32 protein-coding genes and 1 pseudogene are annotated in these 24,520 nt (G+C 72.2%); 17 read left to right on the top strand and 16 right to left on the bottom strand.

Features of this window, described 5'->3' with window-relative positions; translation table 11 throughout:
- Positions 1-170: 170 nt before the first annotated feature.
- The 6 genes from ACFWP7_RS39840 to ACFWP7_RS39815 all read right to left on the bottom strand — a co-directional run bounded on the left by ACFWP7_RS39840 (position 171) and on the right by ACFWP7_RS39815 (position 4,309).
- Positions 171-572, bottom strand: coding sequence for a hypothetical protein (locus ACFWP7_RS39840; protein ID WP_384392576.1), 402 nt, complete (start codon positions 570-572; stop codon positions 171-173).
- Between the two features lie 32 nt (positions 573-604).
- Positions 605-1,408: a hypothetical protein gene (locus tag ACFWP7_RS39835; RefSeq protein ID WP_384392573.1), complete on the bottom strand. Its 804-nt coding sequence runs from the start codon at positions 1,406-1,408 to the stop codon at positions 605-607.
- A gap of 73 nt (positions 1,409-1,481) precedes the next feature.
- A complete protein-coding gene (locus ACFWP7_RS39830; protein WP_384392570.1) occupies positions 1,482-2,009 on the bottom strand; it encodes a hypothetical protein in 528 nt (175 codons plus the stop codon).
- Positions 2,010-2,128: 119 nt separating this feature from the next.
- Positions 2,129-3,034: a hypothetical protein gene (locus ACFWP7_RS39825; RefSeq protein WP_384392568.1), complete on the bottom strand. Its 906-nt coding sequence runs from the start codon at positions 3,032-3,034 to the stop codon at positions 2,129-2,131.
- Positions 3,035-3,225: 191 nt separating this feature from the next.
- A complete protein-coding gene (locus tag ACFWP7_RS39820) occupies positions 3,226-3,765 on the bottom strand; it encodes a hypothetical protein (RefSeq protein WP_384392566.1) in 540 nt (179 codons plus the stop codon).
- 184 nt (positions 3,766-3,949) lie between these two features.
- Complete coding sequence (locus ACFWP7_RS39815) at positions 3,950-4,309, bottom strand: hypothetical protein (RefSeq protein ID WP_384392563.1); 360 nt, start codon at positions 4,307-4,309, stop codon at positions 3,950-3,952.
- 171 nt (positions 4,310-4,480) lie between these two features.
- Here ACFWP7_RS39815 and ACFWP7_RS39810 point away from each other — a divergent pair, with 171 nt between their 5' ends.
- The 17 genes from ACFWP7_RS39810 to ACFWP7_RS39730 all read left to right on the top strand — a co-directional run bounded on the left by ACFWP7_RS39810 (position 4,481) and on the right by ACFWP7_RS39730 (position 16,837).
- Positions 4,481-4,876: a hypothetical protein gene (locus ACFWP7_RS39810; protein WP_384392560.1), complete on the top strand. Its 396-nt coding sequence runs from the start codon at positions 4,481-4,483 to the stop codon at positions 4,874-4,876.
- Positions 4,876-5,463 carry a hypothetical protein gene (locus ACFWP7_RS39805; protein WP_384392558.1) on the top strand — a complete coding sequence of 196 codons (588 nt, stop codon included), beginning with the start codon at positions 4,876-4,878 and terminating at the stop codon, positions 5,461-5,463. The genes ACFWP7_RS39810 and ACFWP7_RS39805 overlap by 1 nt, the downstream gene beginning before the upstream one ends.
- Before the next feature lie 521 nt (positions 5,464-5,984).
- Entirely contained in the window at positions 5,985-6,287 is a 303-nt protein-coding gene (locus ACFWP7_RS39800) for a hypothetical protein (RefSeq protein ID WP_384392555.1), read from the top strand.
- Positions 6,288-6,406: 119 nt separating this feature from the next.
- Positions 6,407-6,994 (top strand): DUF6884 domain-containing protein, encoded by a 588-nt coding sequence (locus ACFWP7_RS39795; RefSeq protein ID WP_384392552.1) that lies wholly within the window; start codon positions 6,407-6,409, stop codon positions 6,992-6,994.
- A 95-nt stretch (positions 6,995-7,089) separates the two neighbouring features.
- Positions 7,090-7,821, top strand: a complete 732-nt coding sequence (locus ACFWP7_RS39790) for a VWA domain-containing protein (RefSeq protein WP_384392549.1) — start codon at positions 7,090-7,092, stop codon at positions 7,819-7,821.
- A gap of 107 nt (positions 7,822-7,928) precedes the next feature.
- Complete coding sequence (locus ACFWP7_RS39785) at positions 7,929-8,312, top strand: hypothetical protein (RefSeq protein ID WP_384392547.1); 384 nt, start codon at positions 7,929-7,931, stop codon at positions 8,310-8,312.
- Positions 8,313-8,513: 201 nt separating this feature from the next.
- Positions 8,514-9,266 carry a hypothetical protein gene (locus ACFWP7_RS39780; RefSeq protein ID WP_384392544.1) on the top strand — a complete coding sequence of 251 codons (753 nt, stop codon included), beginning with the start codon at positions 8,514-8,516 and terminating at the stop codon, positions 9,264-9,266.
- 152 nt (positions 9,267-9,418) lie between these two features.
- Complete coding sequence (locus ACFWP7_RS39775) at positions 9,419-10,396, top strand: AAA family ATPase (protein WP_384392541.1); 978 nt, start codon at positions 9,419-9,421, stop codon at positions 10,394-10,396.
- Positions 10,397-10,551: 155 nt separating this feature from the next.
- Positions 10,552-11,082, top strand: a complete 531-nt coding sequence (locus tag ACFWP7_RS39770; protein ID WP_384392539.1) for a hypothetical protein — start codon at positions 10,552-10,554, stop codon at positions 11,080-11,082.
- Positions 11,083-11,278: 196 nt separating this feature from the next.
- Positions 11,279-11,722 (top strand): hypothetical protein, encoded by a 444-nt coding sequence (locus tag ACFWP7_RS39765; RefSeq protein WP_384392536.1) that lies wholly within the window; start codon positions 11,279-11,281, stop codon positions 11,720-11,722.
- A 15-nt stretch (positions 11,723-11,737) separates the two neighbouring features.
- Positions 11,738-12,529, top strand: coding sequence for a hypothetical protein (locus tag ACFWP7_RS39760; RefSeq protein WP_384392534.1), 792 nt, complete (start codon positions 11,738-11,740; stop codon positions 12,527-12,529).
- 37 nt (positions 12,530-12,566) lie between these two features.
- Positions 12,567-13,847, top strand: a complete 1,281-nt coding sequence (locus ACFWP7_RS39755) for a phosphoadenosine phosphosulfate reductase family protein (protein ID WP_384392531.1) — start codon at positions 12,567-12,569, stop codon at positions 13,845-13,847.
- A gap of 28 nt (positions 13,848-13,875) precedes the next feature.
- Positions 13,876-14,031, top strand: a complete 156-nt coding sequence (locus tag ACFWP7_RS39750; protein ID WP_384392529.1) for a hypothetical protein — start codon at positions 13,876-13,878, stop codon at positions 14,029-14,031.
- 43 nt (positions 14,032-14,074) lie between these two features.
- On the top strand, positions 14,075-14,512 hold the full coding sequence (locus ACFWP7_RS39745) for a hypothetical protein (protein ID WP_384392526.1): 438 nt from the start codon (positions 14,075-14,077) through the stop codon (positions 14,510-14,512).
- Complete coding sequence (locus ACFWP7_RS39740; protein ID WP_384392524.1) at positions 14,509-14,835, top strand: hypothetical protein; 327 nt, start codon at positions 14,509-14,511, stop codon at positions 14,833-14,835. The genes ACFWP7_RS39745 and ACFWP7_RS39740 overlap by 4 nt, the downstream gene beginning before the upstream one ends.
- A gap of 182 nt (positions 14,836-15,017) precedes the next feature.
- The gene (locus ACFWP7_RS39735; RefSeq protein WP_384392521.1) at positions 15,018-16,553 is read left to right on the top strand and encodes a hypothetical protein; all 1,536 of its coding nucleotides are present in this window, start codon (positions 15,018-15,020) and stop codon (positions 16,551-16,553) included.
- Between the two features lie 20 nt (positions 16,554-16,573).
- On the top strand, positions 16,574-16,837 hold the full coding sequence (locus ACFWP7_RS39730) for a hypothetical protein (protein ID WP_384392518.1): 264 nt from the start codon (positions 16,574-16,576) through the stop codon (positions 16,835-16,837).
- 95 nt (positions 16,838-16,932) lie between these two features.
- Here ACFWP7_RS39730 and ACFWP7_RS39725 read toward each other — a convergent pair whose 3' ends face one another.
- The 10 genes and pseudogenes from ACFWP7_RS39725 to ACFWP7_RS39680 form a co-directional block, all read right to left on the bottom strand.
- Complete coding sequence (locus tag ACFWP7_RS39725) at positions 16,933-17,532, bottom strand: hypothetical protein (protein ID WP_384392515.1); 600 nt, start codon at positions 17,530-17,532, stop codon at positions 16,933-16,935.
- Between the two features lie 136 nt (positions 17,533-17,668).
- Positions 17,669-17,827: a hypothetical protein gene (locus ACFWP7_RS39720; protein WP_384392513.1), complete on the bottom strand. Its 159-nt coding sequence runs from the start codon at positions 17,825-17,827 to the stop codon at positions 17,669-17,671.
- A gap of 2 nt (positions 17,828-17,829) precedes the next feature.
- On the bottom strand, positions 17,830-19,065 hold the full coding sequence (locus tag ACFWP7_RS39715) for an MFS transporter (protein ID WP_384392510.1): 1,236 nt from the start codon (positions 19,063-19,065) through the stop codon (positions 17,830-17,832).
- 325 nt (positions 19,066-19,390) lie between these two features.
- Positions 19,391-20,608, bottom strand: coding sequence for a hypothetical protein (locus ACFWP7_RS39710; protein WP_384392508.1), 1,218 nt, complete (start codon positions 20,606-20,608; stop codon positions 19,391-19,393).
- 39 nt (positions 20,609-20,647) lie between these two features.
- Positions 20,648-21,490 carry a hypothetical protein gene (locus ACFWP7_RS39705; protein ID WP_384392505.1) on the bottom strand — a complete coding sequence of 281 codons (843 nt, stop codon included), beginning with the start codon at positions 21,488-21,490 and terminating at the stop codon, positions 20,648-20,650.
- 106 nt (positions 21,491-21,596) lie between these two features.
- Entirely contained in the window at positions 21,597-21,821 is a 225-nt protein-coding gene (locus ACFWP7_RS39700; RefSeq protein ID WP_384392502.1) for a hypothetical protein, read from the bottom strand.
- Positions 21,822-21,838: 17 nt separating this feature from the next.
- On the bottom strand, positions 21,839-22,591 hold the full coding sequence (locus tag ACFWP7_RS39695; protein WP_384392499.1) for an HNH endonuclease family protein: 753 nt from the start codon (positions 22,589-22,591) through the stop codon (positions 21,839-21,841).
- A 58-nt stretch (positions 22,592-22,649) separates the two neighbouring features.
- Positions 22,650-23,480 carry a tryptophan synthase subunit alpha gene (trpA, locus tag ACFWP7_RS39690; RefSeq protein WP_384392496.1) on the bottom strand — a complete coding sequence of 277 codons (831 nt, stop codon included), beginning with the start codon at positions 23,478-23,480 and terminating at the stop codon, positions 22,650-22,652.
- A 130-nt stretch (positions 23,481-23,610) separates the two neighbouring features.
- Positions 23,611-23,949 (bottom strand): SH3 domain-containing protein, encoded by a 339-nt coding sequence (locus tag ACFWP7_RS39685; protein WP_328973545.1) that lies wholly within the window; start codon positions 23,947-23,949, stop codon positions 23,611-23,613.
- Between the two features lie 101 nt (positions 23,950-24,050).
- Positions 24,051-24,520, bottom strand: a pseudogene (locus tag ACFWP7_RS39680) (hypothetical protein); the annotation flags it as partial.

The raw sequence follows: 24,520 nt of genomic DNA, 5'->3' as shown, positions 1-24,520 counted from the left end.
TCTCGCGAGATGTGCAGCCCCCGGGGTCAGTTCGTTTTGTGTTCCGAACGTCCAGGTTCCTGGCCCACCCGCCGCGAGCGGTGGGGCGCCGGCTTGGCGCCGCCTCGGGGCTGGGAGTGCAGGGTCTGCTTTCCTTCGCCGACGGTGTCGACGGCCGGCCGGGGGGACGGTCAGGGCGCGAGCGGGAGGTCGTCCCGCAAGGACTGCGGCAGCGGGTAGGCGGCGGCGAGTGCCTTGATGATCTCGTGTGCGGTCTCCCGGTCGGCCTCGGGATCCGCCGTCTCGATGAGCGCCCTGCCGTCTTCGCCGGTATCGACGCCGAAGAGTTCCGCGAGTTCGTCCTGGAGATCCTCGTCGTCGGCCTCGGTTTCAGCGTCGATATGGGTGTCCTCGGCGCGCTGCTCTGCACGTTCGTGAACCCGGCTCAGGCTCGCCGGGTTGGCGGCCTCGCCGTTGATCTCGGTGCCGGTGGCGAAGACCGTCGGGTGGGGCTGGGAGCCGTCCGACGGGATGAGCAGGGTCAGGACGGCGTTCTTGAGGGCGGTGCGGTCGAGGTAGACGCTGGCACTCACAGGTGGCTCCTGTCAGGGGGTATGGGGACGGGTCAGCGGGTCAGCTCGAAGGCCTGGTCCAGGCGGCGGGTGTGGTCCGGGGCCAGCAGGTCGCCCAGGCTCACGGTGGAGCCGAATCGGTAGCCGGCCCAGTCGGGGGTCATTTGAAGGAGCTCAGCCGTTCGGGCGCGCAGCGCCTGCAGGCCGTGCGTCCACTGCTCGGCCGTGGGGAGCGTCTCCCAGGTCCGCTCGGCCTCCTCGTCGTCCAGGAACTCGCCGGCGGGTGTCCGCAGGCGGGCGTCCCACCAGGTGGGGAAGGGATCGCTCCAGGAGACGACGACGGGGTGGTCGTCGCGTTCGAGCAGGAGGCGCTGGACGTCGTGCCAGCCGCACTCCGGGCGGAAGTCGCCCGAGGCCAGGCCCTGGGTGATGACGTCGGCCAGCCAGCGGCGGTCGGGGCCGTCGACCCAGGTGTTGATCTCGCACTGGCCCATCAGGCGGGCGGCGAGGCGTAGCGGCTCGGTGCCGCTGTCCATCGCGGTGTTGAGGAGCAGGGTCAGGGGTCGGACCTGGTGGCCGCGGTAGTCGACGATCGGATCGTCGAAGATGACGTTGTGCAGCGAGCGGGCGTACACGCCCAGCCAGCGGTACGGGCTCACCTGGCCGCCGAGACGGATTTCCCTCAGCTCATGGTCCTCGGGCAGCAGGTCGAACAGGGCGTATGCCCGCTCGCCGGAGTCCGGGGAGTCGAAGAGCACCCGGCGGGCGTGTTCGTGCATCAGGTTGAGGAGGTGGGGGCGCTCGGGGCCGTTGAGGTGGGCGGAGCCGTGGGGGTCCTGAAAGCGGATGTAGCTCACGAGGAGTCCTAACGTCGGTGCGTGGGTGGGCAGGAGGCTGGCGGGGCGCTCGGATGTCGGTGAAGGCGTAGGCCTACTGCCAGTCGAGGCCGGTGGAGCAGTTCGCGGGGAGCGGGGCGCCGCTGACGAGGTGGTGGACCAGGCCCAGGCCGATCCGTACGCAGCCGAGTGCGGCTTCCTCGTCGGTCTCGCTGGCGAAGAAGCCCTGCGCCACGGAAGCATTTTCGATCTTGCTCGCCTGCTCCAGGAGCTGGCTGCGGGTGCGCAGTTCGCCGCGGGGACCGTGTGGGCGGCGTACGAGCGCGGCGGCTTTGAGCAGGCGCAGCATTCTTGCCTCGGTGCGGAAGAACTGCTGGTAGTGGGCCTCGCGGCTGTCTCGGGCTTGCCATCCGCCGCGGTGGATCGCCGCGTGGAGTTCGCCGCCTGTCGCGACGGTGCGCAGCGCGGACCGCAGGAGGAGGCTGCGCCAGGAGTGCTCGCGCAGGATGCCGCGCGTGGCGTCCCCGTCCGGGGCCTGCAGTGCGAGGGTGGTGAGGACCTGCTCGGCGCGCGCCAGGTCAGTGGCCCGGGTCAGGCGGGATGGGTGGTGCGTGGGCGGCACGGTGTCGGATCCCCTTCACGGTGATGTGGCGGCGGGTTGGGCGGCATCCGCGGTGCTGCGCCGGTTTCTGGCCTCGCAGTTCCTTGTACCAGTCGGGTCTGACAGCGGCGTCGGGCGGATCAGTTCTTGGCCAGTGCGGGCCGGGTGTTCATCTCCAGGGCGGCGATCGCTTCCTTGGGGACGGGGATGACGCTCTCGATCAGGGTCAGTGCGCGGCGCAGGGCGATCTGGCGCTGGGGGGCGTAGCCGCGCTCGTCGAGGGCGACGGCGAGGGCGGCCTGGGCCTGTTCGATGTTGCGGCGCTCGGCGGGCGGGAGGTAGCGGGCCCCGGTCGTCCGGGCGTGATGGTCCGCGCTCTTCCAGGCGACGTCGAGGGCGGTGATGGCTTTGCGGTAGGCGTTGAGGGCTTCCGGGGCGGTGGAGATGCGGGCATCACGCGCGGCGTCGAGGGCGTCGATGAGGCGCGCGGTCTGGGGGACGTTCACGTCGGCCAGGGCCAGGCGGTGGAGGTTGTCGAGCAGGTTCATCTCGAAGTCGCCGTACGCCTCCCGTACTGCGTCGTGACGGGCTTCCAACTCGGCGCGCCGTTGCGCGAGTTCGCTGGTGCGGCGCAGGTGCGCTTGGGCGCGCTCGCGTCGGCGGTGCAGGTAGGCGGAGAGCGCGCCGGCAAGGAGCAGGAGCACGACGACGGCCGCGATGGCGCCGACGACGGCCGCGATCGTCCCCCACGGCGGGCTGCTGTCCGTGTGCTGCGGACCGTCCGAGGCGCCCGCGCCGTGCTCCGAGGGGCTGGGCTCGGCTTCGAGGTCCTTGGCGACAAGCGCCCGCAGCTTGGCCGCCAGCTCCGCGGGGAGCCTCGGGTTGAACACGAGGGTCGACAAGACCATCACCCCGAGCAGGGCCGTGCACACGCGCGGCCAGTCCTTGGCGAGCCAGAACCGGAATGCCTGGACACCGAGGAAAAGGCACATGAGGTTGCCGATGAGGGTGAGTATCCAGGTCGCGGTCGTGGACGTGGCTGCCATGGGCCGGGGGCCTTTCACGAGGTGCCTGCCGCCGGCCGAGCGTGTGAATGCCGACCTGCGGTGTCCTGTGAGAGATCAGGACACGATCACCGTGTGCCAGGGCCCCTGTGGACAGAGTCCGGCGACCGCGCCCGCCCCTGTGGACAGCGCACGGAGCACGCCGTGGCCGGTCGCCGGGCACGCTGGGCGGGTCAGATCTGGTCGCCGACCTTGATCTTGCGCCACTTCGGTTCGGTGACCTCCTTCCAGTTGGAGCGCTTGTCCTTGACGATCAGGACCTTCCACACTGCCGGGTGCTGCTGCACCCCGGTCTGTACCCGCCCGAGGTACTGGCGGTCGCAGACCCGGCGGGAGCTCCGCTTCCCTCCGCTGGCGCTGCCGTTGGATCCGCTCGAGCTGTCCTTGCCCAGCTTGTTCGGCGAGCCCGGCTTCACCTTCGACACGCCTCCGCCTCCGCTGCCTCCGCTGGTGGTGGAGCGGCTGCCGGAGCCGCCGGTGGAGGGACGGCTGATGCCGGTGAGGGTCAGCGCGTTGGTGGTGACGGTGCGGCAGTTCGTCTCGCGGTAGCGGTCCTCGTAGATCGGGGTGGAGGGCCGCGCCGCATCGTGGTCCTTCTTCTTCACGGTGCCGTGCTCCAGCGGCTTGGGGGTGCTGGAGGTGCAGGCCGTCAGCAGGATCGCGGCGGTGACGGCGGTGACGGTGATGGTGACCGGGCGAGCGGCGGGAGACATCGGGGCAGCTCTCACTTTCTGTCGTGTGCAGGGGAGTTGGCGGGGCGCGGGCGGCGGGACGACTGTCCGCCAGGGGGCCTGTGGACAGCGGCCGCCCGCTCCGTGGCGGTCAGTGGCCGGGCTCGTCGGGTCCTCGATGCGGTTGACGGCCGCGGCGAAGGCCCGGGGGTGGGGTGGCCGCTGGTCAGCGGTTCAAGGTCTGGAGCTCCGTGATCACGAGGGGGCCGTCGCTGTCGCGGACGACGCGGTGGACCAGGAGGTCGCCCCGGTGGAGGGCGAGGTGGCGGGCCTTGGCCTCAATGGCGGCGAGCTTGCTGCCCGTGGCGTGCAGGGCTCCGCAGCTGCACAGGAAGCCGTACCCGTCGCGGCCGCCGCGGGCGGCGCAGTCCGGGTGGAGCGGGCGGCCCTGGTAGTGGCGGTGCTCTCCCGCTCCGCTGAGGGGGCACGGCGAGCGGTCCGTGGCGTGCAGGGCGACGACGTCGGCCGTGAAGACCTGCTCGTCGGTGCTGTGCGTGTCTTCGGTGTTCCCTGCGTGCGTGGCCACCGGTGCCCCCTGCCGTAGTTGGGCACCGTCGAGCGGTGCCTTCCAGGTCGAACCATCAACCCGTTGACGCTATTAACTTTACTCACAGCAGGGTTATGCGTCAAACTAAAAGGGTCAACGTGATGGGCGGGCAGTCCGCGCATCACCGGGAGTTCGAAACCTGGAGACCCCTTGGCCCGCCCGCTCGGCCGCCACCAGCTCACCGCCCTCAGCGCGCTCGCCCGCCTCAACGGCGGCACCTGGAGCACCGACAGCGCCTGGCGGCTGCATACCGTCGCGTACACCGTGCGCGTACTGAACACGCTCGTGGAGCGCGGCTATGCGACACGGACGAGCGCGTCCGCCCGCTACGCGATCACCGAACAGGGACTCAACAGGCTGGGCTGGTTCACCTGCGGAAGCTGCACCCGGCTGACCCGCGACCCGGTCATCGAGCAGCCCTCCGCTTCATGGCGGCAGGTGCGGTGCTCCTGGTGCACCGCCCCCGAACAGGCGCCGCCCGCCGGGGAATCCGAGGCCGGCGGGATGCGGTTGCCCGCCGCGCCGGCCCGCCGGGTACCGGCCTGATGACCGCCGCCCTGGCCAGCTCCGCCGTCGCACACCGCACGAGGAGGTGCTCATCCATCGACTGGTTCAGCATCCCGGCGAAGCCGGAGGGCCCCGCGCGCGCGGACCGGCGGGTGACGTGGACGGTGTCGGTCTATCGCCGGTCCGGCGACACCGAGGTCCACGAGTACACCAGCCACCGCCTCGACTCCCCCGAACTGGCCCGGGAGCACACGCGGCTCGCGCGGGAGCGTCCCTGGGTGTCGCGGATCGCCCTGACCGAGCACGTCCGCGAGACCTCGTGGCGCGCCATCGGCGAGGAGGACCTGCCGGACCGCGGTCAGCCGTCCCGGCAGGCGGCGGCCCCTGTGGGCGGGCGCCTGGTCGCGCACTTCTACGAGATGGAGGGCCTGGCGGCCGGGCCGCTGAGCGCCGATGACGTCCGCTGCCGGCTGCACTGGCTGCGCGAGACGGCTGCGGGCTCGGCGCGGCCGCCCGGGGGCGCCGGAGCCGGGAGCGCGGCCATCGCCCTGTGGGAGATCACGGTGGTCGACTTTGCGCGCCCGACGACGGAAGGCGCGCTCCCCCACACCCCGAATGACCCTTAAAGATTGACGCATAACCCCCTCATGCGTAACGTTATACGGGTCACCCGGTGGGGTGCCCCGCCCACCGGGTGACACCTCACGGCCGCCCGGGAAGCTGCCCACTGCACCTCCTGGCCCCCTGATCCCGGGGCGGCGGGACATTTCCCAGCTGGCTGCTGGTCCTGCCGCCCCGGCCCCCGAACTCCCTGGAGAAGACCCTGCCCCCGCCTGCCCCCTTCCGGCCCGCCACACATGCGTACACGCCCCTCGCCCACGCGGAACGGTGGGACATCCGCCTCGCCCGCACGCTCCTGGCCGACCGCAGCGAACTGCGCGACCTGGATGCCGACGATGCCTCCGGGACCGGCTACTTCCTCAGCGCCGACGGCTGGCGAGTCCAGGCCATCTGGATCCAGAACCACAGCCTCACCCTGCCGAGGGCCGGCACCGCCGCGCGCCGGCAGTGGGACGCAGCCCTGGACCACATCGAAGCCGCCCTGAACTCCGCGGAGTTCACCGCCCTGCGCCGCAACCGGTACTGCGTGTCAGCGGCCGCGGTGGTTCCTGACGAGCCGCAGTGCACCGCACGGCTGCGCCGCGTCGGCCCGCTGGATGCGTTCCGCAGCGAGGTGGCGTTCGACGGGTACCGGGCCCGGACCGCGTCGGGCGCTGTGGTCCTCGCCTCGCACGGCGCTTCTCCGACGTCGACTCTGATCCTGACCGACGCCTCGGGCATTGAGGTGGGGCGCGGCTACGACAGCCACCGGCACGCGATCGAGTCGCTGGCCCACCACTACGGCCTGCCCATGCCGCTCACCGTGATCGACGAGGGGCGCCGCACGTGACCCGCCCCGTACCTGCGTCATCGCAGCGGGCGGCGGCCCGTGAGATGCCGCTCAGCGTGCACCAGCGTTCGGGTCTTCATGCCGCCGCCGTGCATGGCGAGGGCCATGTTCCTCCGTGCGTGCCCGCTCCGCAGGTCCGCCAGCTCGCCGAGCTGGGCCTGGTCGAGGCGATCACTGCGGGCGTCGACGCCCGGCTCGGTCCCCTGACGCGGGCGCCGCAGTACGGCATCACCGGGGCCGGCCGCAGCCGGGCCCGGCGGGAGCCGCTGCCGCAGGTCCTGCTGGTGCCCTGCTCGATGGGCAAGGCCGAGGTGCCTGCCGCCCCGGCCGCCGAGATGTACGTGGGTCCGTACCACGTCGCGGCCCGCAAGGCCGCGGCCGCCGCGGCTGCGGACGGCTCCGCGCAGGTCCTGACGCTGTCGGCCAAGTTCGGGCTGCTGCGCGATGAGGACCGGATCCTGCACTACGACCTGCGCGCCGGCCAGAGCGGCACGGTGTCCCCGCACGTGCTGGCCCGCCAGGCCCACTTCCTCGGCGTGAGCGCCGCGCAGGTGACGGTCTTCGCCGGCCGGTCCTACGCGGACCTCGCCGCCACGACCTGGCCCGCGCTCGAGCGCCCCCTCAAGGGCCTGGGGATCGGCCAGCAGCTGGCCTTCTTCGCCGACCTGTACCGGCCCTCGCGCCGCAGCGGCATCCCGCGCCCGTAGGTGCCGCCGGGCGTCCGGACTCTGTCCACAGGCCGCTCCGCGCACCGTACCTAGATCAACTCCACGGCCGTCACGGCCCGATGACAGGAATCTCCATGTTCAAGAAGCTCTTCGCTGGTTCGCCCTCCGCTGCTGCCTCGCCGGCCCCTGTGCCGGTCCGCTCGACGATGGAGGGTCTGACCCAGAAGGCGTCGCACAGTCTGCGTAAGTTCGGTCTTGCCGGGCAGCGGGCGGCGGTCTACCTCGTCCTGGACCGCTCGGGGTCCATGCGCCCGTACTACAGCGACGGCACCGTCCAGTACCTCGCCGAGCGGATCCTGGGCCTGGCACGGAACTTGGACGACGACGGCTCGGTGCCGGTGACGTTCTTCTCCACCGGCATCGACGCCACGTTCACGGTGAGCGTGGACGACTACGCCGGCCGGATCGAGGAGGCTCACAACCGGCTCGGGCACATGGGCCGCACCTACTACGCGACGGCTATCCGGGCCGTCCTGCAGCAGCACCAGGAGTCCGGGGCGACCGTGCCCGCGCTGATCGTCTTCCAGACCGACGGCAACCCGGACGACCGGTCCGCGGTGATCGCCGTCCTGCGCGAGATCGTCGGCGAGGGCGAGTTCGAGGCCATTGAGGCGTTCATCGCCTTCGTCGCCTTCGGCAAGAAGGTCGACTTCCTGCGCACCCTCGATGTCCTGGGGCTCAAGGACGACCACGTCTCGCTGTTCCAGGCCGACGAGCCCGAGCACATCACCGACGAGGAGCTCTACGACGGCATCACGCACGAGTTCGTCCCCTGGCTCGTCGCCCGCCAGCCGGTCCGGCACTGATCCACACCGGGGACGCCGGCCGCCGTTGCGCGGCCGGCCCGCCTGGTCTTCCACCTCATCCGGGTGCGCGGCCGCCCTCCGCGCCCGAGCGACGAACGGGATGAACGATGAGCAACTCGACTCTCCACGCGACCTACGCCGGCGCCTCCCGGGCGGCGGGCGCGCAAGTCGCGGCCCTGCAGCTGCTCCTTGCCCGCACCGGCGCGGACCGGGACCTGGCACTGGCGCTGGCCAAGGTGGACATCACGCAGATGAAGGGCGTGCTGGATGCGGCCGGGCTGCAGGCCGCGCTCGCGGAGGCGCAAGCCGAGCGGGACATCACCGGGGCGCTCGCCGAGCGATGTCGGCGGCGCGAGGCCGCCGGGGCCGCACTGGGCGCCGCGTGCGCGTGCGGACACTCGGCCGTCACCCACGCCTCCCGCCTGGTCAACGGCGTCCGGCTGCCCTGCCGGCACACCGGCTGCGGATGCGGCGACCTCGCCTTCAGCTGACCACCGGACCCGGCGGCGGAGGACTCGGCACTGCGCCCCGGACGCCCCCGCCTCATCTGTCCTTGGCCCTGGGATCTCGTCCCGGGGCCTTCGGCGTCCCCGCCGGCTGGACAGCGCCGCGCCGCACCGCCCAGTACCTGACCCTGAAAATTTGCCGTACCATCGGCCATGAATTTACTTTTAAGCGACAAGGAGCCGGTAATGGCCCGCAAGGACGAACTGCTCAACCTGAGCGAGATCGCGAGGCTAGCCGGCGTGGGCCGGACAGCCGCGCAGAAATGGCACACGGTGCCGCGAAAGAGCGGCGGGCTACCGCCGCTGCGCCTAGTCGCCAAGGCGCTGGAGGCCAACGCTCGAGAGGCCGAGGGCCTGGAGGGCGAGGTGCCGGAAGGGGAGGCGCCGGAAGGAAGCGGTGACGCGCCGCCGCTCTACCCGCGCGAAGTGGTCGTCGCCTTCCTCAAGGCCGTCGGCTACATGAATGCGGACGAGAGCCCGATGGAGCGGCGAGCGGGGAAGGGGAAGTGGGCGCCGACCCGTCCGACCATCGACCCCCGCCGCGCCAAGCAGCCGGATCCGGACTCCGGGGAGAAGCCCTTCAAGGTGGATCGGCAGACCGGGGGCCGCTACCGGTACTACGTGCCCCACGCCTGGGAGATGGCCGGCTTCGGCTCCGAGAACAGCTTCACCTCCTCCAAGACCCACGGCCGCGCGCCCGAACCCGACGGGATCGACGAGCTCGAGCGCCCGTACTGGTTCGCGGAGACCCTGGAAGCGTGGAAAGCCGGCGCCGAAGAGCGAAAGGCCGAGCGGTACGCCAGCCGCACCGTCGCGCCGGACGGCTACACATCCACAGGCCAGCCCTACCGAGTCCTGCCCGGCACCAACTACTACGCCCGGCAAGCAGCGAAGCAAGCCGGTCAAGCCGACCAGGATCAGCCCTCCAGAGAGGAGTGAAATACACCCCGACCTGCCCGTTCTCTAATGTACCTGTGGTAAACTTAATAGCGTCAGAGGGTGTCGGCTCCAGCCCTCGGGGCGTCGTTGCGCCCCGTCCTGGACCCTGTCGAGCCGGCCCCTGAATCCACCGAGGTGTTCCCGGAGGGCTCTTGACGGACACCATGACGCACCCACAGGAAACCCCCAACCCCACCGCTCGCCCGCTCCACCCGCAGTTCCCGTTCGGCCCCGCTGTCAAGACCCGGCTCCCCGGGCGTATCGCGCTGATGGGGCCGAGCGGATCGGGCAAGACGTACACCGCGCTGGAGCTGGCCTCCGCGCTCGGCCCCACCACCGCGGTCATCGAGGCGGTCCACGGACACGCCTCCAAGTACGCCGACCGGTTCGACTTCGACCTCTGCCCACCCCTGACGTACTGCTCGCCGGAGGCACTCATCGCCGTCCTGGCCGAATGTGCGGCCCGGGGCTACGCGACCGTGATCGTCGACCCGTACACGCTGTTCTGGTCCGGCAACGGCGGGGTCCTCGAACAGGTCGATGACGCGACCAAGCGCGGCGCAGGCGGCAACAAGTCCGGCTGGAGCGAGGTCCGGCCGCGTGAACGCCGGATGTGGGACGCCCTGTTCGCCTATCCCGGTCACGTCATCGCCACCTTGAGGTCGAAGACGGAGTACCACCTGGAGGCCGATGAGCAGGGCCGCCACGCGATGCGCCGGTTCGGCGGCAAGCCCGAGCACCGCGACGGCGCGGAGTACGAGTTCAACTTCGTCGGCGCGATGGACTCCGACAACACGCTCGTCGTGCTCAAGGCGCTCTCCGCGGACCTGTCCGGCGCGGTCGTCACCAAGCCCGGGGCCGAGTTCGCCGTCCGGGTGCGGGACTGGCTGGAGGACGGCGAGCCGTCCGCCCCGCCGGTGCCGGTCACCGAACTCATCGCGCAGGCACGCCACCCCGAGGCGACCCATGCCGGACTCGGCCTGCTGCGGGACACCGTCCGCGGGCGCTTCCTTGAGGACGTCCTGCTGGCCGACGACGACGGTGTGACCCTCGTCCGCATGGACGACTACATCACCCGTCGCGGCCGTTCCCTGCAGGCCACCGCCCCGCAGGACGCCCACGCCTCGTGACGCCAGCGTGGCGGCCGCAGCTGCGGCCGCCACGGCGTCCGGCACCAACCACCGCTCTCCACCGCCCACTTCACCTCTGGAGGACCCGTGCGCTCCACCCGGCTAGCGGCCCGCCTAGGCCGCGTACCACCGCGACCCCGACCTCTGGAGCTCCCTTGCCTCTCACCCCGCTCGTCTCCCGCACCGCCGCCGCGCTCCACGACCGCACCGCGCGCGCTCTGATCTTCCTGGCCGACCGGGCCGCCCGCCACTCCCGCGTCCCCAACCCGGTGGCCGCGACCCGGATCGTGCTCGTCCACATCGCCGACCAGAACCAGTCTGGCGCCGACGCGTACATGGAAATCACCTCGGGACTGGACACCCTCGGCTTCACCTGGCCCGCCGGATGGTGCGACAACTGCAACACCGCGCTCACCACGGACCAGGCCGAGGACGGTGGCCTGTGCGACACGTGCGGCACCTGGCTCTGCGCCTGCGCGTTCGAGAACCCCGGCACCGAGGAGCAGTGCGGCGGCTGCCATCTCACCCGCAGCGGGCTCGGCGAGACCATGCCGGCGTGCACCTGCGGGTGCGACACCACGTTCGGACGGTTCGGCGACTACGACACCGAATCCTCCGCATCCCGCCAGCACTTCATCGACACGGGCCGCTTCCTCCGGCCCGGCGAGACCATCGACGCCAGCTGACCGGCTGCTGCGCACCGCGCCGGCGCCCGCACCGCACGGCCAGCTCCCGCATAACGCCCCGGGCATTCCCCACACCTCCGATGACCCTTTTAACTTGATCTAGAGCCGATGCGCGAGTAAACTTAGAAGGGTCAACAGGGAGTGGCTCCGGCTGCTGCTCGTACGCGACCCCAGGAGGACACCCATTTCCGACACCGTGATCGAGAAGGCACTCCGGGCAGCGAACGAGCAGCAGGAGGAGACCGTCCGCGAGGTCTTCCGCGCGGCCGGCCTGCTCTGGCAGTGCAAGGGCGGCGACTGCCGCTTCGACAACACCGCCGCACAGGAACTGTGCGAGGGGTGCGGCCGTCAGCGCGACGGCCGCCGCGTTACCGACCGCATCCCCCCGTCCGCGCACCCGGACGACTTCGCTGACCTGCGCCCCCTGCTGAAGACGTACTTCGCCGACCAGGGCGAGCAGCTGCCGGACGCGGTGACGTTCACGAAGGACTTCGCCAACGACTGGCGCAGTGACGGCGCGACCCTCCACTACGGCCCGCGTACCGAGCTCCACGACTTCGACGAATCCGTGGAAGAGGCCCTTGACGCGCTCGGGCGTGCCGAGCCCGGCGAGCACCTGCGCGTCGCCCTGTATCGCTGACCACTGGAGATCGAGATGTCCACGTTCCTGGCCGCTGACCCCAACGCCCCGGCGCCGACCTCCCGTCAGCGCACCTGGCTCCTCGCGGCGCTGCGCGCCGACGACGGGCTGCTGCCGCTGGGCGTCCCCCTGCGCTCACTGAATCTGATGCGCGAGCGCGGCTGGCTCAAGAGCACCCCCACTAGCGATGCCGAGCCTCTGCAGGCCCGCCACGAGCTCACCCCGGAGGGCCGCTTCGCGCTGCTGAGCGTCGGCAAGGCCGACGCCCTGCTCAGTGTCCTCGTCTCCATCGAGCCCGGCCGCATCGAAAAGCCGGTGCAGCAGCAGATCCTCGACTCGCTCATCCGTGAGGGCCTGGCGTGCCGCCTCACCCGGCGCGGTGAACAGGACGGCAACCAGGAGCAGTTCACCTACATCAGCAACCTCGGGCGGCGCCTGGTGGCTCTGCCCGAGGTCGACGGCACCCCGGCCGGTGACTACCTGGTCGCCGCGTTCGCCGCGAAGGGGATCACCGTCGACGTGGAGAGCGACAGCGTCGGCGACACCCGCGTCGTCTACCGGCTCGGGGACGTCGAGGCGCGCTTCTTCCGTGAGGTCTGGAACCCCGGCCACTACACCTACAGCGCCCGGCACCCGGCCTGGATGCACAACAAGCCGTGGACCGCCCTGATCTCCTACGGCGCCGACGAGGCCGTCGAGAAGCACCTGCCCAACGGCCTCGGTCTCGAAGAGGAGAGCGCCCGCATGGCGGCCGCCTTCACTGCCTGGCTCACCGACCGGGACGACGCGGCCTTCGCCGCCGCCTGACGTCCACCGCCCACTTCCACTCCGGGGACCTGCCGCCATGGACCTGACCACCCGTCTGCATCTGCTCGACCTCATCCGCCTCTCGGCCAGCGCCGAGAGCACCTGCCGCGCCGCCGAGCGCGCCGAGCACCGGGCCCGGCTGCACCGTAAGGAGGCGGCCGCCGCACGGCGCCGGTGCCGCAGTGCTGTGCGCACCGCCCCCAGCCATGACCTCGAGGACGCGGTGAAGGCCCTGGCCGACGCCGAGAGCGCGTACGAGACGCGCGCCGCGCAGGTCGCCACCACCGGCGCCCGGTGGCGGCGCGCCTTCACCGCGAGCGAGCGGGCCGACGCCCGCCTGGGGGAGGAACTCGCCCGTACCCGGAAGCTGACCAGCGCGGGCCGGCCTCGCCGCAAGGGCGCCCGGCTCACAGCCGAGGTCGCACTGCTGTCGGAACTCGCCGCGATGCCCGAGGAATTGATCCGGGCGGCCTCGGCGCTTCTCGTGCAGTCTTCGGCTGGCAAGGACAGCGTCGTGGCGCTCGACCGGGTGGTGCGGTGGGCGAAGGCCACCGGCTGCCTGGACAAGGTCGTGGTCGTCCACGCCGATATCGGCCAGGACGCAGAATGGCCCGGAGTTCGTGATCTCGCCCGGCAGCAGGCCGAGCGGTACGGGCTGCGGTTCGTGGTGGTCAAGGCGCCCGTCGGATTCCTCGGCATGGTGGAGAAGCGCGGCATGTGGCCCGACGCCCAGAACAGGCTGTGCACCTCGACGTTGAAGCGCGACGAGGCCGCCAAGCTGTTCACGCAGATCGTCGACGAGCTCGGCCTCGACGAGCAGGCACTGATCGTCAACTGCCTGGGAATCCGGGCCGACGAGTCGCCCTCCCGCCGCAAGAAGCACGAGCTCGCCATCGACCACCGGGCCAGCAACGGCCGCCGTCTCGTACTGACATGGCACCCGGTGTTCCACCTCTCCGAGCAGGACATCTGGCAGGAGATCGTCGACAACACCCTCGACTACCACCCGGTGTACGACACCCTCATCCCCCGCCTGAGCTGCATCTTCTGCATCCTGGCGTCCTTCGACGTCCTCGTGCGCGCCGTCCGGCTGTGCTGGGTGCTGGGCCTTGAGACCCCGACGACGTACACCGACCTCGAGGACCGGATCGGGCACCGCTTCAAGAACAAGTTCAGCCTCGCCGAGGTCGTCGCCGAGGCCTCCCGCCTGGAGGCCACCGAGGGCCCGATCACCTGGCGCCGGGGCGACGCGATTCGCCACCACCTCGGCGAAGAGGCGGCGACCACCTACCTGCAGCGCCTGGCCCTCGCCGCCTGAGCCGGCCCCGACGCGAAACCCGAGCCCCATGACGATCACCGAGCCGAGTGCCTGTCGGCACTGCGGCATCACCCGCCGCGAGCACATGCAGCGGTGGACCACCGACGCCCGATGGCACCAGTGGACCCCGCCCACCACGCAGCAGATCAAGGCCCGCATGCGTGCCCGCTCCGCACACGGCTGACCAGCCGTCCCCCTGCCCCCTTGCGAAAGGCAGCCCCTTGCTCGTGTCCCCCTCTCCCACCGGTCTTGCCCCGCTCGTCGGCACCACCGACTTCGACGCCGAGCTCGGCCGGCTCCTGGACACCCTCACCGCCGCGCAGCTGTACGACATCGAGACCGCCTGCGTGGAGCGGCAGCGCGCGCACTACGGCCGCCGGTTGGTCGACGCGCTGCGCCACCGCACCCGTGAGGTGGTCGCGGACCGGGAGACCGACTCGCGCTGGCCGGTGGTCGGCGTCGTCTTCGGCACCTGCGAGTGGGAGAACGGGTGGTTCTGGGAGACCACCGGTCAGGTCCGCCATCTCGACGGCACGCGCAGCATCGTCGACCTGGACTTCGACGATGTGAGCGGGCTCCTGGCCGACCTGTCCGGCACTGAGCGCCTGTGCGGCGGCGAACGCCTCCGCATCGACCTGCGCACCGGCGACGTCACAGTCTCGTGACCAGCCGCACGGTCGCGGTGCCCGCCCCGCGCCCGGCGTCCACCGGACGGCGGCACGTCGGGCGCACCCGCACCGCGACCCTCGTCTACGACTCCGCTCACCTGCGGGTACGGCTGCGCGATGGCCACGTCCTGTGGTTCGTCCGCGACGTCGCCGGGGCCCTGGGGTTCCGGCCGCCGCTGACGCCGGGCTCCGACGTGCCGCAGGTCCTGGTGACCACCGCCGAGCTGGACGCGCTGATGGTGGCCGCCGGCTTCTGCCCGCCGGCCGCCTTCACCGCCTGGGCCGCCCACCTCGACCGCCACCTGCCCCACCCGCACTGACCGGACGACCCTCCCGCCGCCGCGTCGCCTGCGCGCCCGCTTCCCCTGCTGAGGAGTCATGTACGACCACCCAACCGACCGCGAACTGCTGCGTGCCGCCCTGCACTCCCTGGGCCTGTAACCCGCACCGCGCTCCGCGCCCCTTCCCGCGCACCGCCGCCCCCACCCCGCAAAGGAACACCGTGTCCTCCGCTCCACCCGCCCTGTTCACCCTGCCCGCGCCCCGTGGCCCCGCGTCCCGGCCGGTCAAGCCGATGACGGTGCTGTCGTACGGGCTCGGCGCCGACTCGACCGCGATCTTGCTGATGTACCTCGAAGACCCCGTGCGTTACGGACTCGAACCGGACCTGTCCGACTTGATCGTTTTGCATGCCGTCACCGGCAACGAGTGGCCGACCTCTCTGTCGTACGTGGACCGGCTCGTGCTCCCGCTGCTCGCCGAGCGCCGGGTGCGCGTAGTGCAGGTGGCGAGGATGGGCTTCAGCGACTCCGACGGGGTCCTGGTCCTCGAAGACTCCCGCGCCACCCGCCGCATCCATCAGGCCGGCCCGTGGCGGCTGTCGGACTGGCTGGTGACCGGCGGCACCGTGCCCCAGATGGCTTCGGGGCGCAGGACCTGCTCAATTCGTTTTAAGGGCTGGTGCCTTGATCACTGGGCGGTCGCCGAGTTCGGCCAGACCGCGTTCCGCCGGGTGATCGGCTACCACGCCGGGGAGCGGAAGCGGATGGAGAAGGACACCAAGATCCAGAACCGGCTCAACGAGCGGGCCGGCCGGGTGATCTGCGAGCCCTCGTACCCGCTGATCGAGGCCGGGATGGACCGGGCGGCGGTGGAGGCGTACGTCCTGCAGCGCCTCGGCGAGCCCATCCAGAAGAGCTACTGCACCTTTTGCCCGTTCAGTGGCGTTTGTGCGTCGCGGGATCGGCACGAGGCACGGCTGCGCGAGCACCCGGACCTCGCCGCCGAGGCGCTGGCGATGGAGTACGCCTCGATGGCACTCAATGAGCCGATGTCGTTGTACGGGACGCGCTCGCTGTACCAGCAGCTCACCGAGGACGAGCGCAACGACGCGGTGCTCACCGCCTTCGAGGAGCGACTGGACGCGTCCCCGTTCTCCCTGTACGAGGTGCGCCGCCTGTACCTGCCCGGCCGGACGAAGGACTGCCGCCGCCATCACGGGGACCGGTGCACCCGCCCGCGCTGGTGGTGCCGCACCGAGCGGACGGCGGCCTGCCGGCGGGAACACGCGGTGTTCGAGACCGGCGCCGACGGCACGCGCATTGAACTGACCCCGCAGTGCGCGGGCCTCGACGACGGCTGCCACGGCAACCCGGTCAAGGGCCCGGCGTGGCGGTCGGTGCGCACGGTGTGGGAAGGCACGCGCCTGGACGCGGAGTTCACGCTGATGCGCTGGGGACGCGAGACCGGCGTACAGCTGCGCCACGGCGAGCGCTCGATGATCAAGCGGCTGCACTACCTCGACCGCGGCGAGGGCTACCCCGCGGCGGAGGCGTATCTGGTGGCCGCGCCGAGCGGCGCCGACGACAAGAACAGGGAGTCTTTCGAGCGCCGCTGGACCGAATTCACGGGACTCATCGGCCCTCGGTGGGAGCCCATCCGGCCGCTCGTCAGCCACCGGCGCCCCCGCGGCAGCCGCACCGTTCCGGTCATCCGGCCCTCGGGCGTCGCGCACGTGCCTGCACTCGCGGCGGCCTGAGAACAGAGGAGATCACCATCATGATCACCATCATGATCACCATCATGATCACCATCATGATCACCATCATGATCACCATCATGAGTGTGGCGCCGGAGACGGTGGGGTGGTGCACGAGGCGCGATCACCCGTACGTCACCTACAACCCCTTGCTGGACCGCAGTTACTGCCGGTGCGGTCACCGTCAGGAGTCCGGGGCGCAGCCGATGGACTGGGCGGCGAAGCACGAGATGTTCCATTCGCATCCGTCCGGAGCTCCCTGCCGCTGCTACCTGCCCCGGTGAGGAGCGGGCCGCGCCGCGCCCGGCAGGGGGTTCTGGAGCCCCCTGCCGAATGAAGAGGCGCTCCGGGCTGGTGTTCCGCTGGGCGTCCGGTGGCCCTACGGGTCTCTGCGGCTTCGGCGGGCGGCGCTCTCCCACTCCTGCCACGCGATGTACTCCTGGCGTACGTAGCCGCGCAGTCCCTCGGGTGACTGCCACTGGGGCGAGTCGGCCCCCAGCAGACCTTCGACGTGGACCTGGTCGAGCTCGAGGTCGAGGTGCAGGAGCAGGTCTGCGGCCATCACGGCCGCGTCCGCGGCGTCGTCGGCCGGCTGCTGGGCGATGAGCTGCCCGCGGGCGGCGACGGCCATCGCGTGGGCGGCCCGGTCGAGGTAGGCGGCCTGGCGCAGGTAAAAGAGCCGGTAGCCGCCGTGGTCGACGCCGGGACCGTTGCCGCTCGCGGCCGCCTGGGCGCGCACGTTGATGCCCTCGACCCACAGGGCGAGGGTGAGTTCCTCTTCGGCCAGGGCGGGGGCCGTGCCGTATGCCTGGTCGTAGTCGGGCGCGAGGAGGTGCGGGAGCTCGGTGGGCTGCCAGCGGTGGCCGCACAGCAGGCAGGCGAGGGCCGCGACGGCCGTCGGGTCTTCTGGCGAGCCGAGTTGGGCCTCGACTTCGTCGCTCGGGCAGCGGGGGCAGTGGATCACCAGGTGGTCGGGCATCGGTGCGCCTTTCGCCGTGCGGGTGGATTCGGCCGGGGGTGGCTTGACGAGGGGCCAGGGGGCGGTTCATGACGGCGGCCCCGGCCACAGATGTGGTCGGGGCCGCCGGCGTTGGTCCGCGAGGTCCTCATCGTGCTCAGCCGGATGCCGCAGAGGGCGCCGTGGCGTCCGGTCCGACCGGTGCGGGGTCCGCGGCGGCCGGCACGGGCCCCTCGGACTCCGGCGTCTCCTCGCGCGGGTGCACCGCGGGCGGCACGGGGGCGGGCCAGGGCAGGTTGGTGAACTTCGCGGTCATGGTCAACTCCTGTCGTCGAGGCGGGTGGTGGCGCGGCTGCGCAGGGAGCGGGCGAGGGGGTAGCAGGCGGTGACGGCGAGAGCGGCGCTGGCGGCGAGGAGGCCGGCGACCAGGGGGCGGCCGCCGGCCTCCAGGGCGAGCGCGATACCGAGGGGCGGCAGGGAGGCGAGCGCGGTCGCGCCGCTGATGACGGCCTGGTAGCGGCCGGTGGCGCCGGGCGGGGCGGCGGTGGAGATGTAGGCGCCGACGGCAACGCTGTAGCAGACCTCGCCCGGGACCAGGACGACGGCGGCGATCGCGTAGCCCAGGACCGTGTGCTGGAACGCGGCGATGGTGATGCCGAGGCCGAGGATGGCCGAGCCGGCGGCGAGGACGGGCACGAACGGGAACCGGACGGCCTCGCCGCGGCCGACGAGCAGGCGCATCAGGGGCGGGGTCAGGGCGAGGACGCCCACGGTGTTGGCGACCATCGCCATGCCGAAACTCGTCGCCGGGAGCGCGTCGTTGGTCATCAGCAGCGGCAGGACCGAGACGAGCCCCCAGGCGCAGACCATCGAGCAGACGGCGACCACGGTGATCCAGCGCAGGGTGGGGTCCGCCAGAACCTGTCGGTAGCCGGCCGACGGCGTGTCCGCGGTGGGCGGCCTGGGGGCCAGGGTCCGGCGTGCGACGAGCGCGAAGGCCAGGCACACGACGGCGTTGACGATAAACAGGATGCGGTAGCCGTAGGTATGGGCGAGATATCCGCCCGCGCCTCCGCAGATCGCGATGCCCACATTGCTGGCGAAGTACGTCCAGGTCTGTGCGCGTGTGCGGCCGGCCTCGCTGGGGATCGCCTCGTTGATGGAGGCCGACACGGCCGGCCGGTGGGCCTCCATGGTCAGTCCCAGGCAGACGGCGACGCCGAGCAGCGCGGGCAGGGAGGTGGCGACGGCGAGCGCGAGGCACGCGAGCGCGGACAGGATCATCAGGGTGACCAGGGCGGTGCGCTGGCCGAGCCGGTCGGTCAGCGCGCCGGCCGAGGCCTGGCCCAGGCACCAGCCGACCCCGAATGCGGTGAGCGCGGCTCCGGCCGCGGTGGTCCCATGTCCGGTCCCGTCGGCCACGTAGTAGCCGAGGAAGTCCCAGCTGAACCCGCCGGCCTTCACGACGAGCGAGCTGGTGATCAGGATCCAGACGACGGAGTGCGCCGTGCGGGCGGGCGGCACGGCCGTGGTGGCGGAGGTGTGAGTGGCCATGCAGCTCTCCCTGCAGGCGCGGCCTGCGGTCGTCACGAAGGGGGCGGACAGCCCGAAGGCGGCCGAACCAGAGGTGCGGCCGCCTTCGGGGTGCTGCTCGTGGGCCTTACGGGCGCACGAAGCGGACGGAGCGAACGGAACGGACGGAACTCTTACGGCAGGGGCGCATGAGCTTCTCCTCTTCGGTGGTGCCGACTCCCCGAGGTCCGGGGATGAGGTGAACGTATGGGCAGGCCGGCGGTGCGTTGGCCGGTCCGGTGCACCCCGGACATGGTTGAAAAGCGGAGCATGTCCGGGGTGCACCGCTGCCCCGGGGAGCTCAGGATCACGCCGCTGCGCGGCGGGCCTCCTCGGCTCCGGTCAGGAGCCGGACGGCGTCGTCGTGCGGGGTGCCGAACTGCAGCGAGGCGTGGTCGGCGACGGTGGCGGTCGTCTGCTCGGCCAGCTGGGGGTGATTCCGGGTGAGCCAGCCCAGGACCTGTGCGACGCCGTCCGAACGCGGTTGCCCTGCGCCGAAGTTGGCGATGGCGGCCTGGGTGAGGACCTCGGCGAGCGCCTGGGCGGGCACGGTCTCTTGCAGCCGGTCCGCCGCGAGGTGTGCGAGGTCCTCGGCCACCTGTCGGACGGCGTGCGCGGTGCGGTGGCGCAGCACCCACCGTGCGCGGCGCTCGGGGTCTTCCCACAGGGCGGCGTACAGGACCGGGGTGAGCTGCTGGCGGATGGGTTCGGCACCCGCCGCCAGGACCGGGCGCTCGCGCTGAGCCGGCCAGCGGTCGGCGGCGGGGCGGCGCCGGTGGGCGGCCCAGTTCTCCGCGACGGGCCGCGACCACATGGGGCGGTTGCCGACGAGGGCCTGGGGCTCGGGGACGGCGCCCTGCCCGCGGCTGATGTAGGCGCGCAGCGCCGAGGGGCTGATGGCGGCGGCCGCGGCCAGGGCGGGGGTGCCGATCAGTTGGTCGCCGGCGAGCTCGGGCGCGGTGAGCGTGAGCACGCAGCGGTTCAGCGGCGGCCGGTCGGGGCTTGTGGCGCGGTGGGCCGCCCAGCGCGCCAGGTCATGCAGCCATGGCGCGCCCTGCCATGCGTCGCTCGGTGTGCCGAGGTCGTCCACCTGGTGCAGCTGGCCTGCGCCGGCATCCGCCCGCGGGTCCTGGAGGAGGTCGGCGGCGGTGACGGTAACCGCGGCGGGCACCGCCTGCTGCTCGACGGCGCCGGTGGCCGCGTCCCACAGCTGGGGCGGTCGGAACCAGTTGGTGCCGTCCCACCAGTAGCCGCCGGTCCGGGTCACCAGCGGCTGGGCGGTGTGTCCGTGCCACGGTCCGGCGCTGTCGGGGCCGGCTTCGTACAGCAGCACGGTGCGGCCGAGGTGCGGGTGGGCGTGGATGATCCACATCAGGTCGGGGCGGTCCGGGTCGGTGATCCGGGTGGGCCGGGCCGGCCCTGGGGTGGTGGGGCCGGCGGGGAGGTGGGTGTCGTCGGCGAACGGTAGGCCGGGGACGGGGTGGTCGGTGCCGGCGCCGTTCGCGAGGAGGCGGTGGGAGGCCATGGGCAGGGTGTCCTTCGGGCGGGTTCGGCAAAAGAACGGTCAGGCGATGCGGTGGGCGGGCGCGGGGGCAGCCCCGGAGGAGCCGGTGGCACGGCTGGCTGCCCGGCGCAGCAGGACGGCGAACTCCTGCGCCCTGAGCGGATCGTGGAAGAGCGGCTCGGCTCCGGTGAGGCTGAGGACGGCGATCAGGTTCTGCCCGCGCAGGACGGGCGTGGCCAGGGTGCAGATGCCGGGACATCGGCGCAGCGCGATGCGGGTGGAGCGGATGGTGTCCCGCACGGCGGGCGCCAGCGTGAGCGGGCGGTCGTCGGCGCTGACGGCGAGTTCGGCGGGAGCGTAGGCGAGCGCGGCGCGGCCGGCGGCGCTGGTCCGTGCGTCGCCTTCGTGTTGGGCTGCCGCGGCGCGCAGCTGCGGGAGCGGACAGGCCAGGTCGATGAGGGTGAGGTGGAAGCCGACGCCGGGGCGGAAGTGCGGCTCGTGCCAGGACACCGCGAGCCCGGTCTCCTGCTGCAGGTCCTCGATGATGCGTTGGACGGGCGGGGTGGTCAGGTCCGTTCCGGTCCTCACCGGGGCGAGCGCGCGGGCGTCGCGGGTGAGCCGGTAGGCGCCGCGGCGGGTGCCGGGCTCGACGAGGTGCTCCAGGCCGGCGGCCTTGAGGAGCTTGGAGGCGTGCGAGGGCTGCAGACCAGCGGCGCGGGCGATGTCGGCGAGCTGGTGTTCCTCCTCGGCGCCCAGGCGCAGCAGGGCATGCAGGAGGCGGAAGCCGCGGCCGGCGGACTGTGGCGGCTGGCGCCCCTCGCTCACGGCGGCGAGGACCGGCGGGACGCCGGGCGGGGACCAGTACGCGGGCGGGGAGGGTCTGGGCGGGACGTCGAGGGACATGCATCCTCCAGGTCGGTGCGGCGCGGTCAGGCTCCAGACGTCGTGGGGGGCCAGGGAGCCGGGCCCGGGTGGCGCGGCTCCACGATCGGCGACCTCAGTGGGGCGGTCAGGGCCGGTAGGGGCGGCGCGGGCGGAACGACGGCGGCTGGGTGGGGGCCGGGACAGCGACGTCGTAGGCGTCGTCGGGGTCGTCGTCCGGCAGGCTGAGGTAGTGCGGCTCCACGAACAGGCGCTGGGCCTGCCATTCGGGCGGCGGGGACAGCGGCGCGGGCCGGGGCCGGCGTACGGCTGCCTCGGTCCGGCGCGGCGGGATGCGGTTCTGGGTGTGCATGGGCACGGCTCTCCTTGTTACTTCAGGTCCGGCAGGACGACGCCACTGCTGGAGTCGGTGGGCAGCGGCTGGTCGGGACAGCCGGCCAGGATGCGGGTCATGGCCGCCTTCTCCGGCGGGGTGACCCACAGCCGGTACTTGGCCTTGACGGCGATCTGCCGTGCGACATACGTGCAGCGGAAGCTCTTGTTGGCCGGCAGCCAGGTGGCGGCGTCACTGTCGGACTTCGCGGCGTTCGCCGGTCCCGAGGCCGCAATCAGGTTTTCCGGGTCGTTTCCGAGGGCCGACCGCTGCTGCTGGGTGAGTTGGGCCGCACCCACGCGCCAGCTGGCGCCGAGCGCGACGACGTGGTCGATCTGGACCTGGGCGCTCTGCGGGCCGCGCACGAAGTGGATGGTCTTACCGGTGTAGGGGTCGGCGAGGGTGCCGGTGGCCACCACGCACCGGGAGGACCCCTTGAAGGTGATGTGCTGCAGGTCGCGGCGGAGAACGTCGTTTCGGGTATCGCACGAATTCTGTGCCCCGGGCGCGGTGGTGGAGTCCGACCAGGCCGGTCCGAACTTGGCCTCGCGGTCGTATCCGGTCATCGGGGCCGGGCCTTTGACCGTGAGCTGGGCCAGGGCGTGCTGGGCGGTGCCGGCCGCCGCCGGACCTGCGGCGGGCGCCTTCGCGTTGTCGCCGGCGCTCGGGTCGGCGAGGGCGGAGCAGCCGGTGAGCGTGGCGGCCAGGACGAGGCCGGCCAGCGCCGTCCGGCGGGTGGTGAGGTTCAACTCGGCGGTACCTCTTCTTGATGCGGGTGGGCGCCGCGGCAGCGGCGCCCCTTGATGATCACGCAGAGAGCGGGTGGGGACGGGCAGGCGTGTGCAGGGCGTGGGCGAAGGCCCTGACCTGCTCCACGGCGCCGTCGAGGCCGACGGGACCCTCGAGCAGCGGCCGGACCAGCGGGGAGCCGATCACGACGCCGTCGACGTACGGGGCGACCTGGCCGGCGCGTTGCGGGGTGGAGATGCCGATGCCGCCGACCACGGGCAGGGAGGTGTACGACCGCAGCCGGGTGGTGAAGGCGTCGAGCGCGGGCAGGTCGAGGTCTCCCTGGTAGCCGGTGGGGGCGGCGGCTGCCGGGGCGTAGATCCAGCCGGAGGCGGCCGCGGTGATGGCGGCCAGCTGATCGTCGCCGGCGCTGCGCGGCGCGAACTGCGGGGTGTGCAGTCCGGCTTTCCGGGCGGCATCGGTCCACTCGCCGGCCTCGGCGACGGGAAGGTCAGGGATCATCGCGCCGGCGGCCCCGGCCTGGGCGAGGTCCTGGGCGAAGCGGGTCACGCCGAAGTCGAGGACGGGGGCCCAGTAGCTCATGGCGACCACGGGGACGGCGGTGCTGGAGGCGGCGAGGCGGATGGTGGAGAAGACGTGGGCCATGCGTGCGCCCTGGCCCAGGGCCTGGGTGTAGGCGGCGGCGATGTCCGGGCCGTCGAGGCTGGGGGTGTGGTGCGGGACGCCGACTTCGAGGAAGTCGGCGCCGTGGCGGGTGAACGCGCGCAGGGCCTCGATCCCGGCCGTCCAGTTGGGGAAGCCGGCGGGCAGGAACGCGCCGAGGGCCGGTCGTTGCCGGTGGGCGAGAAGTGCGGTGAGCCCGGTGGCGGCAGGGGTCAGCGTGGTCATGACGGGGGCGCCTTTCGCAGGGCGTGGGGGTGAGGGGGCCCGCGACCCCGCGGCGAAGGGGTGCGCACGGGGTCCAGGGGGCTGCCCCCGGCCGCCGCGTAGGAGCGCGGCGGCCGGGGAGGAGCCGGGACTATCCGGCGAGGTGGAACTTGATCATGTCCTGGCGGATCCAGCCGTACGTGCCGGCCGGCAGCCCGCCCTTGGACCGCTTCTTGAGCTTGGCCTTGTACCAGGAGCCGCTCTTGCAGTAGAGGGCCAGCTGGTCCGCGTTGTAGACGAGGCCCTTGGACTTGTACGACGTCGACGGTCCGGAGCGGAAGTTGATGCCGTTCCCGTCGACTTCGGCGCTCTGGTCGTAGGTGGAGCAGTCGCTGCTGGCGGCCGACGCGGTCGGTGCGAGGGCTGCGGCGCCCCCGGCGAGCAGGGAGACGGACAGGGCGACGGTGGCGAAGCGCTTGAGTGCGGCCATGGCCTTCAAGGTCCTTTCAGGAGTCGTGGGTTGGCCCGGCGGCCCGCCAGTGCGCGGGCCGCCGGGGCCGGGGCGCGGCAAGGCGCCCCGGCGTGGTGCCGTCAGGACTGGTCGGCGGTGCGGCGCTCGGTGCGGCGCTTGCCGTAGCCGACGGCGCCCACGGTCGCCAGGCCCGCGGCGAGCAGGCCGCCGGCGGTCAGGGCCAGTGCCGTGTTCCCGTCGGCACCGGTGTGCGCGAGGCTCCCGGCGGGCGTGACGGTGTCGCTGGCGCTGATCTGCTCGGTGGTGCCGCCCTTGGGCGAGTCGTGCGAGCTGCCCTTGTCGGAACCGCCCTTGCCCGAGTCGCCCTTGTCGGAGCCGCCGCTACCCGAGGTCGGATCCGGGGACGGCTTGGTGGTCGGGTCGGTGCCCGGGTCGGTCGTCGGAGGACCGGTCGGGTCCGTGGTCGGCGGGTCCGTGGGATCCGTCGTCGGCGGATCCGTCGGGTCGGTCGTCGGAGGATCGGTCGGGTCGGTCGTCGGCGGGTCCGTGGGATCCGTCGTCGGCGGATCCGTCGGGTCGGTCGTCGGAG

Source organism: Streptomyces sp. NPDC058470 (genome assembly GCF_042721055.1).
Classification (GTDB): domain Bacteria; phylum Actinomycetota; class Actinomycetes; order Streptomycetales; family Streptomycetaceae; genus Streptomyces.
Note: the sequence above shows the minus strand (reverse complement) of the source record. Positions and strands in the feature narration are given on the sequence as shown.